This window comes from Ammoniphilus soli (assembly GCF_040813775.1).
Genome location: NZ_JBEGDL010000011.1, coordinates 163656 through 180709, shown reverse-complemented (window position 1 = coordinate 180709; position 17054 = coordinate 163656). Strand labels below are relative to the sequence as shown.

At 46.4% G+C, this 17054-nt stretch carries 13 protein-coding genes; 12 read left to right on the top strand and 1 reads right to left on the bottom strand.

From position 1 onward, the window contains the following. Positions 1-37 precede the first annotated feature (37 nt). The 6 genes from ABLT31_RS20865 to ystJ all read left to right on the top strand — a co-directional run bounded on the left by ABLT31_RS20865 (position 38) and on the right by ystJ (position 6422). Entirely contained in the window at positions 38-1348 is a 1311-nt protein-coding gene (locus ABLT31_RS20865) for an aromatic ring-hydroxylating oxygenase subunit alpha (RefSeq protein WP_367755268.1), read from the top strand. A 14-nt stretch (positions 1349-1362) separates the two neighbouring features. Continuing rightward, positions 1363-1872: an aromatic-ring-hydroxylating dioxygenase subunit beta gene (locus ABLT31_RS20860; RefSeq protein ID WP_367755266.1), complete on the top strand. Its 510-nt coding sequence runs from the start codon at positions 1363-1365 to the stop codon at positions 1870-1872. Positions 1873-1901: 29 nt separating this feature from the next. Then, on the top strand, positions 1902-2687 hold the full coding sequence (locus ABLT31_RS20855; RefSeq protein ID WP_367755264.1) for an SDR family NAD(P)-dependent oxidoreductase: 786 nt from the start codon (positions 1902-1904) through the stop codon (positions 2685-2687). A gap of 27 nt (positions 2688-2714) precedes the next feature. After that, a complete protein-coding gene (locus tag ABLT31_RS20850) occupies positions 2715-3677 on the top strand; it encodes a VOC family protein (protein WP_367755262.1) in 963 nt (320 codons plus the stop codon). A gap of 71 nt (positions 3678-3748) precedes the next feature. Further along, positions 3749-5167: an aspartate ammonia-lyase gene (gene aspA / locus ABLT31_RS20845; RefSeq protein WP_367755260.1), complete on the top strand. Its 1419-nt coding sequence runs from the start codon at positions 3749-3751 to the stop codon at positions 5165-5167. 34 nt (positions 5168-5201) lie between these two features. Next, positions 5202-6422, top strand: coding sequence for an NADP-dependent malic enzyme (ystJ, locus tag ABLT31_RS20840; RefSeq protein WP_367755258.1), 1221 nt, complete (start codon positions 5202-5204; stop codon positions 6420-6422). Between the two features lie 616 nt (positions 6423-7038). On the opposite strand, the gene ABLT31_RS20835 is transcribed toward ystJ, so the two are convergent. After that, complete coding sequence (locus ABLT31_RS20835) at positions 7039-7335, bottom strand: iron-sulfur cluster assembly accessory protein (protein WP_367755256.1); 297 nt, start codon at positions 7333-7335, stop codon at positions 7039-7041. Between the two features lie 215 nt (positions 7336-7550). On the opposite strand from ABLT31_RS20835, the gene ABLT31_RS20830 reads away from it, so the two are divergent. The 6 genes from ABLT31_RS20830 (at position 7551) to ABLT31_RS20805 (ending at position 17039) form a co-directional block, all read left to right on the top strand. Further along, positions 7551-8951 (top strand): sigma-54 interaction domain-containing protein, encoded by a 1401-nt coding sequence (locus tag ABLT31_RS20830; protein WP_367755354.1) that lies wholly within the window; start codon positions 7551-7553, stop codon positions 8949-8951. A gap of 542 nt (positions 8952-9493) precedes the next feature. Beyond that, positions 9494-10873, top strand: coding sequence for a lysine 2,3-aminomutase (kamA, locus tag ABLT31_RS20825; RefSeq protein ID WP_367755254.1), 1380 nt, complete (start codon positions 9494-9496; stop codon positions 10871-10873). Positions 10874-11543: 670 nt separating this feature from the next. Beyond that, positions 11544-13622, top strand: coding sequence for a (Fe-S)-binding protein (locus ABLT31_RS20820; RefSeq protein WP_367755252.1), 2079 nt, complete (start codon positions 11544-11546; stop codon positions 13620-13622). 187 nt (positions 13623-13809) lie between these two features. Further along, on the top strand, positions 13810-14994 hold the full coding sequence (locus ABLT31_RS20815; RefSeq protein ID WP_367755250.1) for an acetyl-CoA C-acetyltransferase: 1185 nt from the start codon (positions 13810-13812) through the stop codon (positions 14992-14994). 28 nt (positions 14995-15022) lie between these two features. Then, entirely contained in the window at positions 15023-15874 is an 852-nt protein-coding gene (locus ABLT31_RS20810) for a 3-hydroxybutyryl-CoA dehydrogenase (RefSeq protein WP_367755248.1), read from the top strand. A gap of 22 nt (positions 15875-15896) precedes the next feature. Continuing rightward, the gene (locus ABLT31_RS20805; protein WP_367755246.1) at positions 15897-17039 is read left to right on the top strand and encodes an acyl-CoA dehydrogenase; all 1143 of its coding nucleotides are present in this window, start codon (positions 15897-15899) and stop codon (positions 17037-17039) included. Positions 17040-17054: the final 15 nt, after the last annotated feature.

The following is a 17054-nucleotide window of genomic DNA, read 5'->3' as shown; positions in this document are numbered from 1 at the left end:
GTAAGCTCTAATGGAGAGTTGAAGGAGGAAGATGAAAATGATCAAAAAGGATACGCTCTTGGAGGAAATGTCCCGAGAAAACCAACTCGACTATTTGAATGAAACTGTTAGACCGGAGGAAGGGGTTATTCCTGCCTACATCCTGGGAGATCCAGCGGTTTACAAGCTGGAGCATGAAAAGATTTTCCTGAAGACATGGCTATTCCTTGGCCATGAGTCGGAAATTCCGAATAAGGGCGACTATATCATGAGAGATTTAGCCGGTTACTCTGTTATCATTTCCAGAGGTGAAGACGGTGCCATTCGAGGGCTTTACAACATGTGCACCCACCGGGGAATGAAACTGTGCCGGGCGGATAAAGGGAACAAAGCTCATTTTACGTGTCCTTATCACGGTTTTACTTTTAAAAACACGGGTGATCTGATCGGGGTTCCTTTACAGCAAGACATTTATGGCGGAAACTTGGATGTTTCCAACATGGCATTGCATAAGGTAACTATTGATTCGTACAAAGGGCTTCTGTTTGGAACCTGGAGTGAGAACCCGCAGCCTTTGTCAGACTTTTTAGGGGATTTCAAATGGTATCTGGATATTGTAGTCGGTCGAGCGGAAATGGAAGTGATGGGGCCTCCACAGAGGTTTATCGTTCACTCCAACTGGAAGATCGGTTCAGATAACTTTGTCAGTGACTCCTATCATACCATGGTGACACATGGCTCTATTGCCAAACTCGGTATGGTACCTAACGCCACCTATTCCAAGAAGGGTTATCAGGCAGGAACAAGGAATGGACACGGATTGAATATCGGCATGCCTAATCCGGATTTTGCGTTTGAGGAGAGCCTTATTCCGGAATTCAAGTCCAATTTGTCTCCTGAGCAATTTGAAATGATGTCCAATGTCAAAAACATGATTGGAACGATTTTCCCCAATCTATCTTTCTTGATATCCCATACGAAAATCAAGGGACAGTTGATTTCCAACACATCCGTTCGTCTTTGGAGACCCATTGACGTGGATAAGATGGAGGTTATTACTTGGTTGCTCGTTGAGAAAAATGCCTCGGACGATTGGAAGCAGCGTTCGCGTGAATCGTTCGTCCTGACGTTTAGTCCGTCCGGAATTTTTGAGCAGGATGATACGGAGGTCTTTACTGACATTACCGCTGCTGCAGTGGGACCGATGCCATTCCTGAAACAGTTTGCTTATAATTACACGATGGGGATGCACCGCGAGCCGGTCAATGACTTCCCAGGACCGGGAACGGTCTATGCGGATAAGTTTTCGGAAGCGAATTCAAGGAATTTTTACCGATATTGGCTAGATCTATTAAATATACAAGGCTAAAGGGGGAGTGCGTAATGAGTATGGAAAGGCTGTTGGCTACCTATGAGTTCGAACAATGGTTGTATCGTGAGGCTAAGCTGCTTGATGAAATTGACTTTGACGGATGGTTCAGCCTCATGCATTCAGATTTGCTGTATCAGATGCCGGTTCGAGTAAACAAAGAAGGAACGGAACGTCCAGACTATTCGATGGATATGTTCGCTTTTAATGATGATATCGAATTGTTGAAAATCCGTGTCGACCGCCTGAAAACGGATTATGCTTGGGCGGAGTTGCCTCCTTCGCGCACTCGCCGCTTGGTCAGCAATGTCCGCTTAGAGGAATTCGTGCCGAATGAGAAGGCTGTCGTGTATAGCTATTTGCTGATCTATCGCAGCCGCAGCACGGACATTCATCATGACTTGATTTCCGGTGAACGCCGAGATGAATTCACATATGTTAACGGAGAATGGAAGCTGTCAAAGCGTTTTTTCCTAGTTGATCAAACAACCATTAATACAAGGAACTTGGCCATATTCGTTTAATGACACAATTAAGAGAAGGAGCAGCAATAATGGCACAACTTACAGGGAAATCAGTATATATGACGGGCGGGGCTTCCGGCATCGGCAGGGCGGTTACTGAGGCGTTTATTGCTGAGGGGGCTGCTGTCACCATTCTTGATCGTTCTGAGCAAGGCTTGGAAGAACTAAAGCAACAGTTTGGCGATTCCGTTCAATGTATTGTGGGAGATGTAACGGAGTATGGCGATCATGTTCGGGCCGTGCTTACGGCGACTGAAACTTTTGGTAAATTGGATGTCCTCGTAGCAAATGCAGGCGTTTTCGACGGATTCGCCAAGTTCCTCCATGTAACGCCGGAAGCTGTCTCGGAAGCTTATGATATGTTGTTTAACATAAATGTTAAAGGATACTTTTATGCGGCAAAAGCGGCTGTGGATGAGTTGAAGAAAACCAATGGCAACATGATTTTTACTGTATCAGGCGCTGGATTTTACCCAGATGGGGGCGGGGTTTGGTATACAGCAAGCAAGCATGCGCAGATTGGATTGCTGAGGCAGCTGGCCTTCGAATTGGCTCCCGATATTCGCGTGAATGCGGTAGCTCCGGGAGGTACCCTTACTGCCCTTCATGTCATTCCTCCTCTCCAGCCATTTGTAAAAGCGGTTGATAATGAAACGAAAGCGAAAAGTATTCAAAAGCGCAATCCTCTCCAAATCGCGATGTCTTCTGAGGATCATGTAGGGGCTTATGTCTTGCTGGCTTCAGATCAGGCGCGTGCCATTACGGGGGAAATTATATCCAGTGACGGCGGATTATCCGTCCGTGGCTTGGGCTAAACACGAAATAAATCAGGAGTGATCTGGGTGGTAAATCAGACTCTATTAAAAAATAATGTAGTTAATCAAATCGCTTTCGTTGTCCGGGACATCGAAGCGGCATCGGAGGCGTTTGCCACTCTATTGGGAATTCCGAAACCGAAGTGGTTCTTAACAGGAGGTCCTGAAATATCGCAAATCGTGTTTCGGGGTCAGCCTACGGCATCTCAATGCAAGCTGGTTTTCATCGACACCCCTGCTGTGCAGATCGAACTGATTGAACCGAATCAAGAGCCCGGAACGATGCGTGAATTTTTGGATACGGTAGGGGAAGGGATTCACCATATCGCTTTTGATACCGATCATCTGAAGGATCAACTTCATGTTCTGGGCGAAGCGGGATATCCCGTACTGCAAACAGGTGAGTTTACTTCCAGCAATGGCCGATATGCTTATGTGGATACTTTAGTGGATTGCAAAACGCTTATTGAACTGCTCGAGAGAGATGAACCACAGCCAAAGGCCGCCCAAGAGCCCATAGCCGAATCGCTCCAACCATTGCTTGGAACGGCTAAAGTGGAGCAGCTAGCTTTTGTTGTCAAAGATATTGAGGCGGCTGCGGATGCCTATTGCACCTTGCTTGGATTGAAGAAGCCGCCCTTGCTGCCGCCTGGTCCGGCTGAAGTGACACAGATCGAATATTTGGGTCGGCCTACAGAAGGAAAAGCCAAAATGATGTTCATAAAAACCCCCTTAATTGAAATCGAATTGATCGAGCCAGCAGCAGATTCTCCAAGCACTTGGAATCAGCATCTTGAAGAGCATGGGGAAGGGGTTCACCATATTTCGTTTGTTGTTCAAAACATGGAAGAAAAGATCCGTTTACTGGAGGAGATGGGGTATCCAGTCATCCAGAAGGGGAATTTCTGGAATGGCAAAGGAAAGTATGCCTATATGGATACAACATCGGACTATAAAGTCATTATAGAGCTGCTGGAGAAGTTTAATTAGCCATTCAATTATCTGAACGTTAAATAACAAGCAAATATTCTTCATTAACAGGTGATTAAGGAGAAACAGACATGGATCGAGTTCGGATCGAAAAAGACTTTTTGGGTACCAAGGAAGTGCCGGCTGATGCTTATTATGGGGTACAAACTCTCCGAGCGGTAGAGAATTTCCCGATTACCGGCTATCGGATGCATGGGGAGTTGATCCGGGCGATCGCGATGGTGAAAAAAGCAGCAGCACTGACCAATATGGAAACGAAGCGGCTGCATCAGCCCTTAGGTGATGCGATTGTCCTGGCAGCGCAGGAGATCATTGAAGGTAAGTGGCATGATCAGTTTATCGTGGATCCCATCCAAGGGGGCGCGGGCACCTCGTTTAATATGAACGCCAATGAGGTGATTGCCAATCGTGGGCTAGAATGTCTGGGGAAGAGCAAGGGAGATTATTTCAGCTTAAGTCCCAACACCCATGTCAATATGGCGCAGTCTACGAATGATGCTTTCCCGACTGCCATCCATATTGCCGTGCTTAACCTGCTCGGCAAGCTGTTAGCAGCCATGGAAGAAATGCATGAGGCGCTCCAACAAAAAGCGAATGAATTCGATGGCATCATCAAGATGGGACGGACCCATTTGCAGGATGCCGTTCCGATCCGCCTGGGCCAGGAGTTCGAGGCTTATAACCGGGCTTTGGGCCGTGACATCAAAAGATTAAAGCAAACCAAAGAACATTTATATGAAGTCAATCTTGGGGCCACCGCAGTGGGAACGGGCCTGAATGCTGATCCGCTCTATATTAAGCGATCTGTAGAGATTTTGGCTGAAATCAGCGGACTGCCGCTTGTCTCAGCAGAGCATTTGGTGGACGCAACGCAAAACACGGATGCTTATACCGAGGTTTCTGCTGCCCTGAAGGTCTGTATGATTAATATGTCTAAGATGGCCAATGACCTTCGCTTGATGGCGTCAGGACCGCGAACGGGGTTGGGGGAGATTTCCTTGCCTTCCCGCCAGCCGGGCTCTTCCATCATGCCGGGTAAAGTGAATCCGGTGATGTGTGAAGTAATCAATCAAGTGGCTTTTCAAGTGATGGGAAATGATCATACGATTTGCTTGGCTTCTGAAGCCGGACAGTTAGAGTTAAATGTGATGGAACCTGTTCTGGTTTTCAATCTCATTCAATCTTTAAGCATCATGAATCAGGCTTTCCATGCCTTTCGCATCTATTGTTTGGAAGGGATTGAAGCCAACGCAGAACGGTGCAGAGAATATGTGGATAAGAGCGTTGGCATCATTACCGCGCTGAATCCTCATTTGGGTTATGAGACATCGGCAAGAATTGCTTATGAAGCGATCCAAACGGGCCGTTCTGTTCGGGAGCTTTGTCTGCTGCATCATGTCTTGACGGAAGAAGAGCTGGATATCATTCTTGACCCATATGAAATGACGAAGCCGGGCATCGCTGGCGCAGCGTTGCTGCAAAGAGCTTAAAATACCGTGAACCGACAAAAGGAGAGAGTCTAACATGTCATCATTACGTGAACAATCCCTTGCCTTGCATCGGGAGCATAAAGGGAAGCTTGGGGTGTTTGCTAAAGTTCCTGTAAGAAATGCGGGAGATTTGAGTCTTGCTTATTCTCCAGGCGTGGCCGAGCCTTGCTTGGAGATATTTGAGGATGAGGCGAAGGCTTATGAGTATACGGCAAAAGGCAATCTCGTTGCGGTGATTTCCAATGGAACAGCTGTACTTGGCTTAGGGAATATCGGTCCTCATGCTGCGCTGCCTGTAATGGAAGGAAAATCTTTGCTGTTTAAAGAGTTTGCAGGCGTGGACTCCTTTCCGATTTGTCTTAATACGGAAGATACGGAAAAGATAATCGAAACGGTGAAGCTCTTGGAGCCGTCTTTTGGCGGCATTAACTTGGAGGATATTGCTGCCCCCCAATGCTTTGAAATCGAAGAACGATTAAAACAGGAATGCAATATTCCCATTTTCCATGATGATCAGCATGGCACAGCGATCGTTACGGCAGCCGGTCTAATCAATGCCTTGAAATTGGTTAATAAGCGGATGGACCAAATACGCGTGGTCGTGAATGGAGCGGGTGCAGCGGGAATTGCGATCGTCAAACTGTTAATCCATCTAGGAGTAAAGGATATTTACCTTTGTGATACGAAGGGTATTATCTTTAAAGGCAGAAGCGAAGCGATGAATGGGCTAAAAGAGGAAATGGCCAGAATCACCAATCGGGATTTGAAACAAGGCACGCTTGCCGATGCGCTTGAAGAAGCCGATGTCTTCATTGGCGTTTCTGCCGCAGGAGCTGTTACTGCAGAAATGGTTCGTTCCATGAACAAGGATGCCATCCTATTCGCGATGGCAAACCCTAATCCCGAAATCATGCCGGAAGAGGCTAGAGCAGCAGGTGCCCGGGTCATTGGTACTGGCCGTTCGGACTTTCCTAACCAAGTCAATAACGTATTGGCCTTTCCTGGAATTTTCAGAGGAGCACTCGATGTCCGTGCGAAAGAAATCAATGAAGCGATGAAGATTGCAGCGGTTTATGCAATCGCGGGGTTGGTTTCGGATGACGAGCTGAATGCGGATTATGTCATTCCCAATCCTTTTGATCCGAGGGTAGCTTCCCATGTAGCATCAGCAGTGGCGAAAGCGGCGGTGGAATCTGGAGTGGCGCGTATCTCTAACTTTCATAATCACGAGGAGTATGCTGTGGTAAAGAAATAGAAAAGAGGTTGTCCCACAAGAAGAAAAATAATAAGGCGATAGTTGGAATAATCCACGTATCATCGATAATACGATCCAAAACGGAGTCATTATCATGATTAGTAGAGGATTTGATACTGTCGATTAACTATAGGTTGAATTTTCAGGGGTCTGGATGATAACGGGAGTTTTTCCGACTAAACTTCAAAAATCATAATTTTCTTCCGTGTTTTTGAGAAATAACCGGACTTTCTCCTGTTATCTGAAACCTGCATTAGCCCAATCTGCTGTAAGGTTGCCGAACAGTGCCGTTTAGTTGGAAAAACGACCACTATTGGCAGAAAACCGTTCAAAATAGTGGGATGGAGCTGAATTAGGTGGAGCTTTTACAACTATTTCCGCTTTATCTTGTTGGATTTTAATTATAAGTCGCTTTTTTCCACTTATTCAAGATGGCCCTGCCCTTCAAAAAAAAAATCAATTCTCAAAAGGTCGGTAAAACCGACCTTTTGGGACGTCCTCGTTTTTATACGGAATAAGAATGTATAAACTTCTACGATTTATCATCCTTATTCTGCCTAAAAAGCTTCCTCTAAAGGTGGTCTGGCTACCCTGGAATGCTTTAATGAAGCTTTTTTTAATGATCGCCGTGATTTCCCTTGTCAGGGTTGGTTGCAGACCAATTATCCTGCTCAGGATTGTAATCGATGATCACGCCATCCAAAAATTCATTCCCTTTTTCAAGGATAACCTCAATACCAGCCGTTTGCACTACCTCATCCTTTTCGCTAGGCTTGTCCAGACCTAGCCCGTAATGAGCATGGTCCCCATGGGCATGAGAAACATAGACGCGCAGCTTAAGCTCCTTATCGTCTACTCCATTCAAAATTTCAGTTACTTTTACTGCCGCGTTTTCCGTTAGGGTGCATTTCATATAAATAGGCTCCTTTATGGTTAATTCCTATATTGTATCGCACTTTGGCGGTTAAGACAAAAAGGACGCTCGCTGATCCAAGATTGAAATAGAGAAGGCTTTTCATTTATAGTAAAGATAATAGATTGTGCCGGAAAATTGGCATTCTGATAAGATCTCAGCACCTTGTCCAAAGGAGGGGAACGTTCGTGAAGCAACGGCCAGTCACCCATGAAATGCTGGAAGCGATTTTGGGGGCTATTGATGAAGGGATCCATGTCGTCGATGCCGAGGGAATTACGATTTACTATAATCATGTTGCTGCCAAGCTGGATGGTTTATCGGTAGAGGAAGTTATGGGCAAGCATCTGCTGGATGTCTTTCCATCGCTGGATGTCGAGACCAGCACGTTATTAAAAGTAATAGATAATGCCGACCCCATTTATCACCAGCATCAGCGATACACCAATATAAAAGGAAAACAAGTAATCACGGTGAACACAACACTCCCAATCTGGGTGGATGGTCATCTAGTGGGGGCAGTTGAAGTGGCAAAAGATATTTCGAAGGTCAAGGAGCTTTCGGAAAAGCTAGTGGATTTGCAAGCGCAAATTGTACAGAAAAATCAACCTTTAGGGAAGAAGAAGCAAGGCAAACCAGAGGAAAACGGAGCGAAATACAGGTTTACGGATTTAATTTCCCGGAGCCGGAGGATGGAACAGCTGAAGAAGCTGGGGGAAAAGGCAGCTCAGACCCCTTCGCCTATTCTGATTATGGGGGAAACCGGAACGGGGAAGGAGCTCTTGGTTCAGTCCATTCATAATGCTTCCCCAAGAGCTTATGCTCCTTTCATAGCCCAGAATTGTGCAGCCCTTCCCACTACGCTATTAGAAGGGATATTGTTTGGAACGGTGAAAGGGAGCTTTACGGGTGCAGAAGACCGCCCCGGACTGTTTGAGCTAGCGCATGGAGGAACTTTATTCTTAGACGAAATCAACAGTATGCCCTTAGAGCTGCAGGCCAAGCTCCTGCGGGTGATCCAAGAAAACCGGGTGAGAAGGGTAGGGGGAATGAAGGAGACGCCGATCGATGTTCGGATCATCGCTGCTCTGAACGAGGATCCGCTCACGGCTGTAAAGGAAGACCGTCTTCGATCGGATTTATTCTATCGGTTGAATGTCGTTGCCTTTCAAATTCCTCCTTTAAGAGAACGCAAAGAAGATATCCCGTTGCTCATTCAGCATTTTATCCAAAAGTTCAATTATCTTTTTGGCAAGCTGGTTTCGGGAGTTAGCCGCGAGGTGGAGAAAATGCTGCTCCAGCACGAGTGGCCGGGAAATGTGCGAGAGCTGGAGCATACTATAGAAGCTGCCATGAATTTGGTCGAGGGAGATACGATTGGCAAGGACGACCTGCCGTTTTATCTGCAGCAAGTCCGACCAACTGAAATGGTGGAAGATCCTTTCTCTCCTGCGATGGAGGAAGGCTTATCGCTTCCGGAAGCGGTTAGACGGGTGGAAGAGCAAATGATTCGTGCGGCTCTAGCCGAGACAGAGGGGAATATCAAGCAAGCGGCAAAACAGCTGGGGATTCCTCGGCAAACCTTGCAGTATAAATTATCCAAGCTGGATTCTTAAGCATCTGGGAGGATTCCTCATGATTTGTATGGATACAAGGGATCATCCTGCTATAGCAAGGATAATAATGGAAAAAGGCTGGAAATGGAGTGTAAGAGCTTTTGTTTCTTCTGCGTTCACCCTGTATACTAAAGCTTGTGAACAAAACAAAACGTGTAACATGAAGTAGATACAGTGAGTAAGCTGGCGGTTGCGAGCATGGGTATGTCTTTTATGGATAAATAAATAAAGGGCGGATCGATGTTAGTGACAAATTCAACGCAGAAGATGCATACGCTGAGAGCTGTATTGAAAAATGGGCAGGATACGAGACTGGGACTTCCGTTGGCTCAAATGGGCCAGGGGTAGACTATCGCGAGATGGTTTAAGGTGAGTCGTTTTTGGCGAAACCTGGGTACTCTAACCTCTATGTTTTAGAGGTAGAGCCCAGTTTTTTTGTTGGCATTATTTTTGCATAATTTTAAATACATAATAAATTCACGGCGACTCGCGACTCGTCAGGTCCGTCAAAAATAAACCAACTATTAGGAGGTTGATGCGAGATGTTGATCAAACGAAGACATTGGAGTGAAGTGAAGCTTTGGAAGGATGTTACCGAAGAGCAATGGAATGACTGGTTGTGGCAATTAACGAATACGATTCGAACCGTAAATCAGTTGAAGCAAGTGGTCAACCTGACTCCAGAAGAAGAGGAGGGCGTTCGCATCTCGACACAAACCATTCCTTTAAATATTACCCCATACTATGCCTCATTGATGGATCCGAATGATCCAGAATGCCCCATCCGCAAGCAATCCGTACCGATCTCCGCAGAAATCATGAAAACAAGATACGATTTGGAAGACCCGCTGCATGAGGATGAGGACTCTCCTACACCAGGTTTGACCCATCGCTATCCGGACCGTGTGCTTTTCCTGATCACCAATCAATGCTCGATGTACTGCCGATACTGTACACGGCGCCGATTTTCCGGCCAGGTTGGCATGGGAGTGCCGAAAAAACAGCTAGATGCTGCTATCGATTATATCCGGAGTAACCCGGAGATTCGAGATGTTCTCTTATCCGGAGGCGATGCCTTGCTCGTGAACGACCGGATACTGGAATATGTCATTCGAAACCTGCGCGCCATCCCGCATGTGGAAATTATCCGAATCGGCACGCGTGCCCCTGTGGTTTTCCCGCAGAGGATCACAGAAGACCTTTGCAATATGCTGAAAAAGTATCATCCAATCTGGCTCAATACTCATTTTAATACCTCTCTTGAAATTACGCCGGAAGCGAAGAAAGCCTGTGAAATGCTAGCTAATGTAGGGGTGCCGCTTGGAAATCAATCCGTTATACTCGCTGGGGTGAATGACAGTGTGCATATTATGAAAAAGCTGATGCATGATCTCGTTAAGATCCGTGTTCGCCCTTATTATATCTACCAGTGTGATCTTTCCGAAGGGATCGGGCATTTCCGCGTACCGGTATCCAAAGGGCTGGAAATCATAGAAAATCTTCGAGGGCATACCTCGGGTTATGCTGTTCCAGCATTCGTTGTGGATGCTCCAGGGGGGGGAGGAAAAATCACCCTTCAGCCGAACTACATGATCTCTCAAAGTCCAGACAAAGTGGTGCTGCGTAACTTTGAAGGGGTAATCACCAGCTACCCTGAACCGAAAAACTATGTGCCGGGCAAAGCTGATGCTTATTTTAACAAGATCTACGGAATTGAGGAGCCCAAACCATCGGTTGGTATTGCAGCGCTGATGAACGATGAGAAATTCAATCTCGTACCAGAAGGCTTGCGGCGCATGAATAAGCGGCAGAACTATCAGGCAGAGGGCCACAGTTCGCTCAAGGATCGCAGGGAAAAGCGAGATGAAATGAAAATAAAGATGCTAAAGTCGAAGGATAGTCAGGAAAAAGCATCTTCGTAAGGGGGAGTAGGGGAGACTCCGTTTTTCTAGAGGAATTAATAAGGGAAAAACCTTCCCTTATTTCAGAAAAGTAGAGGGAGAAACCTTAATTAAGGGAAAAATATTCCGCTATTCTAATAAAAGGGCATTGATACTCGCCCTTTTTATAAGATAGGGGAAGTTTTTTTCCTTATTTTTATAAAATTACTCCTAGCAAGATAAATAGCGGAAGAAAGTTCCGTAATCTCTTTCTCCCAGGAGATCTTAACCGGAGAAAGTCCGGTTATTTCAAATAATAGGAAGAAAAATGAATAAAATAGAGGGAGAAAATCCGACTATTCCTTTTAAATGCACGAAAAAAGCGTGTTTCACGGAAGTTAACCGGAGATTCTCCCTTTATTTCGCTTTTTTTAGAAACAAATTTTAAATAGGAGGAAAAACTCCTCTTATTTTTCCTAAACCATTGACATTAGGGGTCTGGCCTGGGGGCCTGCCGCCCTCTTCAGCTCGGATGCCATTTGAAAACCTCTCCCCTAAAAATACCAAACCTCATCGCAGAGTTTGTTATTTGTTAACAATTTTCAACATTTATTTTCCAGAATTGAGCAAATAAGACGTTGAACGACCGTTCACTTTTGTGGGCCAATTTGGTATAGTTATGGTAGTCAGAAAATTAAGGGAGTGAGTGCGCGTGTTGGCCTTTATTAATTTTATTGCCTTTCTTGCTGTAACCGGCTATGCTGTCTACCTTTTTGCCCACATCGTTTACAGTCGCGTAACCTTCATTAAGCTGGGCAAGAAGTCCAACTTGAAACAAGATACGCAGCAGCGCGTAAATGAAGTTCTCGTGAACGTGTTCGGACAGAAAAAGCTGTTGAAGGATTCCAAGAGCGGCGGAATGCATGTCATTATGTTTTACGGCTTTATTATTCTGCAATTTGGAGCGATCGAACTCATTTTAAAAGGTTTTTTTAAAGGGTTTGAATACCCGATTGGGGCAGCCCATTCATTTTTCAGCCTTAGTCAGGAAATCACGACATTGCTTGTCCTGCTCGCCGTGTTATACGCCTTCTATCGGCGTTATATTGAAAAGCTAAAGCGATTGAAGCGTGGGTTAAAATCCGGCTTGGTAATCATCTTTTTAACGACATTAATGCTGTCTATCTTCTTGTCACTCGCTTTTGAGCACATTTGGATCGGATATGAAGGCTTCGTTTCCTACGAGCCGATTTCCTCGGCGATTGCGGGAGCTTTCGCGTGGATGAGCCCAGGAGCTGCTGGCGTTGTATTTTATATCTTTTGGTGGGTGCATTTACTGACATTGCTGACCTTCTTGGTCTATGTGCCGCAGTCCAAGCACGCTCACTTGCTGTTCGCTCCGGTGAATGTGGCTTTGAGAGATACCAAGCCATTCGGGAAACTGACTTCCATTGATTTTGAAGATGAAACGCAAGAAACCTACGGGGTAGGGAAAATTGAAGATTTTCGACAAAATCAATTGATTGATTTGTATGCTTGTGTGGAGTGTGGACGGTGTACGAATATGTGTCCGGCTTCAGGGACCGGCAAGACGCTTTCTCCCATGGACCTGATCGTGAAAATGAGAGATCACCTTACGGAAAAAGGGGCGGTTGTGACTTCCCGTACGCCATGGATGCCAGGCTTTGCTTTCCAAGGAACGAAAGGGAACCAATTGGCCATGAAGGCTTCTGAAGTAGCGGCCACGAGTGAGGCACCATCTATAGAAGCGTTGGAATACAATGTAAACTTAATTGGAGATGTCATTACAGAAGAAGAGCTATGGGCCTGTACGACCTGCCGGAACTGTGAGGATCAATGTCCGGTGGCTAATGAGCACGTTGAAAAAATTGTGGATATGCGCCGTTACTTGGTTTTGACTGAAGGAAATATGCCTCATGAAGCAACACGCTATTTCCAAAACATTGAACGCCAAAGCAACCCATGGGGAATTAACCGCAAAGAACGGATCAAGTGGCGCGAAGAGAGAGAAGATATCGAAGTTCCGACAGTCAACGAAGTGGAGGAATTCGATTATCTATTCTGGGTAGGCTCGATGGGGGCGTTTGATAAGCGCAGCCAAAAAATTGCCCAGTCCTTTGCGAAAATTATGAATGTGGCCGGCGTAAAGTTTGCTATTCTAGGGAACGATGAACGAAATTCGGGAGATACGGCTCGGCGGATGGGGAATGAATTTTTGTTCCAGCAATTAGCCCAAGAAAATATCGCGAATTTTGAAAAATATGAAGCAAAAAAAATCGTGACGATTGATCCGCATGCCTATAACACATTCAAGCACGAATATCCGGAATTTGGCTTGGAAGCGGAGATTTATCATCATACCGAACTGCTTTATCAATTGATCCAAGAGGGGCGAATTAAACCAACGAAGGAAGTCAAGGAAGCTATTGCGTACCACGATTCTTGTTATATTGGACGTTATAATGATATTTTTGATATTCCGCGCGAGATTTTAAGATCCATTCCAGGTGTTCAAGTCTTAGAGATGGAACGCAACCGCGAAGATGCCATGTGCTGTGGCGCGGGCGGCGGAATGATGTGGATGGAAGAGACGCAAGGAAAGCGCGTCAATGTGGATCGTACGGAACAAGCTCTTCTATTAAATCCAACAACCATAGGCAGCAATTGTCCTTATTGTTTAACCATGCTGAGTGATGGAACCAAGGCCAAGGAAGTCGAAGAGCAAGTAAAAACATTGGATATTGCCGAAATTGTGGAAAAATCTCTATAGAAATCTGGTACCATTTGGATATATAATATAAGGGAAAGACTGTGCCCGGTGATCTTCATCGGGCCTTCCAAAGAACGGTTCGCTTATTGGGGAGTACTGGACACAAGCCAATATTTCTTTTTTCATTCTGATTGAATGAGCGGTCAGTCAGTATAAAGGAGATATGTGGGGAATGGGAGGAGAACTTATGGGAAAAAGCGTGATTGTCAGTGCGGCTAGAACGCCTTTCGGAAAGTTTGGCGGGGCTTTGAAGGATTTGCAGGCCGTTGACTTGGGCGCGGCGGTTATTAAGGAAGCCTTGCAGCGTGCAGGGTTGGATGGAGATCAAGTCGATGAAGTGATCATGGGCATGGTCGTGCAAGCGGGAGCAGGGCAGATTCCTTCTCGACAAGCCGCACGAAAAGCAGGATTGCCGTGGGAAGTCCAAACCGAAACCATTAACAAGGTTTGTGCTTCCGGCCTTCGAGCTGTGACTCTTGCTGATCAGATTATTCGTGCAGGGGATGCTGAAGTGATTGTTGCTGGCGGGATGGAAAGCATGAGCAATATTCCCTACGCGATGCCGAATGGACGATGGGGAGCCCGAATGGGCGATGCTGTTATGAAGGATTTGATGGTATCGGATGGCTTAACTTGTGCTTTCGAGGACGTGCATATGGCGGTTCACGGCAGCACCGTGGCGAAAGAATTTGAGATTTCCCGTGAGGACCAGGATGCCTGGGCTCTTCGCAGCCATCAGAGAGCGATTCAGGCGATCGAACAAGGAAAATTCAGCGAGGAGATCGTTGCCGTCAGCATTCCTCAGCGTAAGGGGGATCCGCTTGTTATTGATACGGATGAAGGTCCTAGAAAGGATACGAGCTTAGCATCGCTCGCCAAGCTTCCGCCGATTTTTGTGAAGGACGGCACGGTAACGGCAGGGAATGCTCCGGGAGTAAATGATGGAGCTGGCGCCCTGGTGATCATGTCTGAAGAAAAAGCGGCTGCTCTAGGGAAGAGTCCTTTAGCTGCGATTCTAGGGCATGCAGCGGTTGGGCAAGATGCCCCTTATATTGCCACAACCCCTGGTTTAGCGATTCAAAAGCTGTTGGCTAAGACGGGCTACTCGATCGAGGATATTGATTTGTTTGAAGTAAACGAAGCATTCGCGGCCGTTACGTTAACGAGCGGAAAGATCGTCGGGTGGGACCAGGAGTTGGTCAATGTGAATGGAGGAGCGATTGCTTTGGGACACCCGATTGGGGCGAGCGGAGCACGGATTTTAATGACATTAATCTTTGAATTGCGCCGACGTGGCGGAGGTCTTGGCATTGCCGCGATTTGCAGCGGGGCTGCACAAGGGGACGCGATTCTAGTCAAAGTAGAAGCCTAAAAAGAATTGTCGTAAGGGAGAGGGATTCATGAGTATTCAGAAGTTTATGGTTATTGGTGCCGGACAAATGGGAAGCGGCATCGCTCAAGTAGCAGCCCAAGCAGGTCTTCAAGTCATCCTGAACGATCTGAAATCCGAGTTCGTGGAAAAAGGCTTAGCTGGAATTAAGAAAAACCTATCCCGGGATGTAGAAAAAGGGCGTAAAACCCAAGAAGAAATGAACGCGATTCTAAGTCGTTTAACCACTTCAACGGATGTAGCCGATGCCCAAGAGGTTGACTTTGTGGTTGAAGCGATTGTTGAGAATATGGGAGTTAAAGCGGAATTATTTAAAAAGCTGGATGAGATTTGCCCGGCACATACGATATTAGCCAGTAATACCTCGTCTCTTCCCATCACGGAAATTGCTGCGGTGACAAAACGCCCGGAAAAAGTCATTGGGATGCATTTCATGAATCCGGTGCCTGTCATGAAACTGATCGAAGTGATCCGCGGGTTAGCGACTTCGGATGAAACTTATAATGTGGTTGAAGATCTATCGAAGAGAATGGGGAAGGTCCCGGTAGAAGTAAATGATTTCCCTGGCTTTGTATCCAATCGGATTTTGCTGCCGATGATCAATGAAGCGATTTATTGCGTGTATGAAGGGGTAGCGGCCCCCGAAGCGGTTGATGAAGTGATGAAGCTGGGCATGAACCATCCAATGGGCCCGTTAACGCTGGCGGATTTTATCGGATTGGACACGTGTCTTTACATTATGGAAGTGCTTCATGAAGGTCTAGGAGATTCAAAGTATCGCCCATGCCCGCTGCTTCGCAAATATGTAAAAGCTGGCTGGTTAGGCAAGAAATCTGGGCGCGGCTTCTACGTATACGAATAATTGTCGAAGAGGGGAATAAAGCATGGAGCTCCGTTTTACGGAAGAGCAAGACATGATGAGAAAGATGGTCCGCGATTTCGCCCAGAACGAGATCGCCCCCATCGTGGAGCATATGGAGGAAACGGATGAGTATCCATTGGAAGTCATTCGCAAGATGGGAGAGTACGGCTTGATGGGAATTCCCATCCCAGAAAAGTACGGCGGTGCAGGTATGGATTTTACCTCCTATATCCTTGCGATTCACGAGATTTCCAAGGTAAGCGCTACGGTGGGAGTGATTCTCTCCGTCCACACTTCCGTGGGGACCAACCCGATTCTTTATTTTGGAACGGAAGAGCAAAAGAAAAAATGGATTCCTAAATTAGCAGCAGGGGAATATATTGGGGCCTTTGCGCTGACGGAGCCCAGCTCAGGATCGGATGCAGCCAGCATGCGAACGACAGCTGTTAAGCAAGGGGATAAATATATTTTGAACGGCTCCAAAATCTTTATTACCAACGCTGGAGCCGCTGATGTGTATATTACGTTTGCGGTGACCGACCCAGGAAAAGGGGCAAAAGGGGTATCCGCTTTTATCGTAGAGAAGGATACAAAAGGCTTCACCGTGGGGAAAAAGGAACAAAAGATGGGCTTGCACGGATCGAATACCTGCGAGTTAATCTTTGAAAACGCTGAAGTGCCCGCTGAGAACCTATTAGGGGCCGAAGGTGAAGGGTTCAAGATTGCCATGGCAAACTTGGATAACGGAAGAATCGGAATTGCGGCTCAAGCTTTGGGGATCGCAGAAGCCGCCCTGGAAGCTTCGGTACGCTATGCAAAGGAACGGGTGCAGTTTGGCAAGCCAATATCCGCGCAACAAGCTATTGCCTTTAAGATTGCTAATATGGCCACACAAGTAGAGGCTGCGAAGCTGTTGGTTTATCGTGCAGCTGACCTGCGTAACCGGGGAATCAAATGCGGGAAGGAAGCATCAATGGCAAAGCGTTTTTCTGCCGATACCGCAATGAAATCCGCAATAGAAGCTATTCAGGTATACGGAGGCTACGGCTATACACGGGAATATCCGGTCGAGCGGCTGTTCCGCGATGCGAAAGTTACGCAGATCTATGAAGGAACAAATGAGATTCAGCGAATCGTTATAGCTAAATATTCACTGGAAGATTAAACCAGGCAGAGGAGG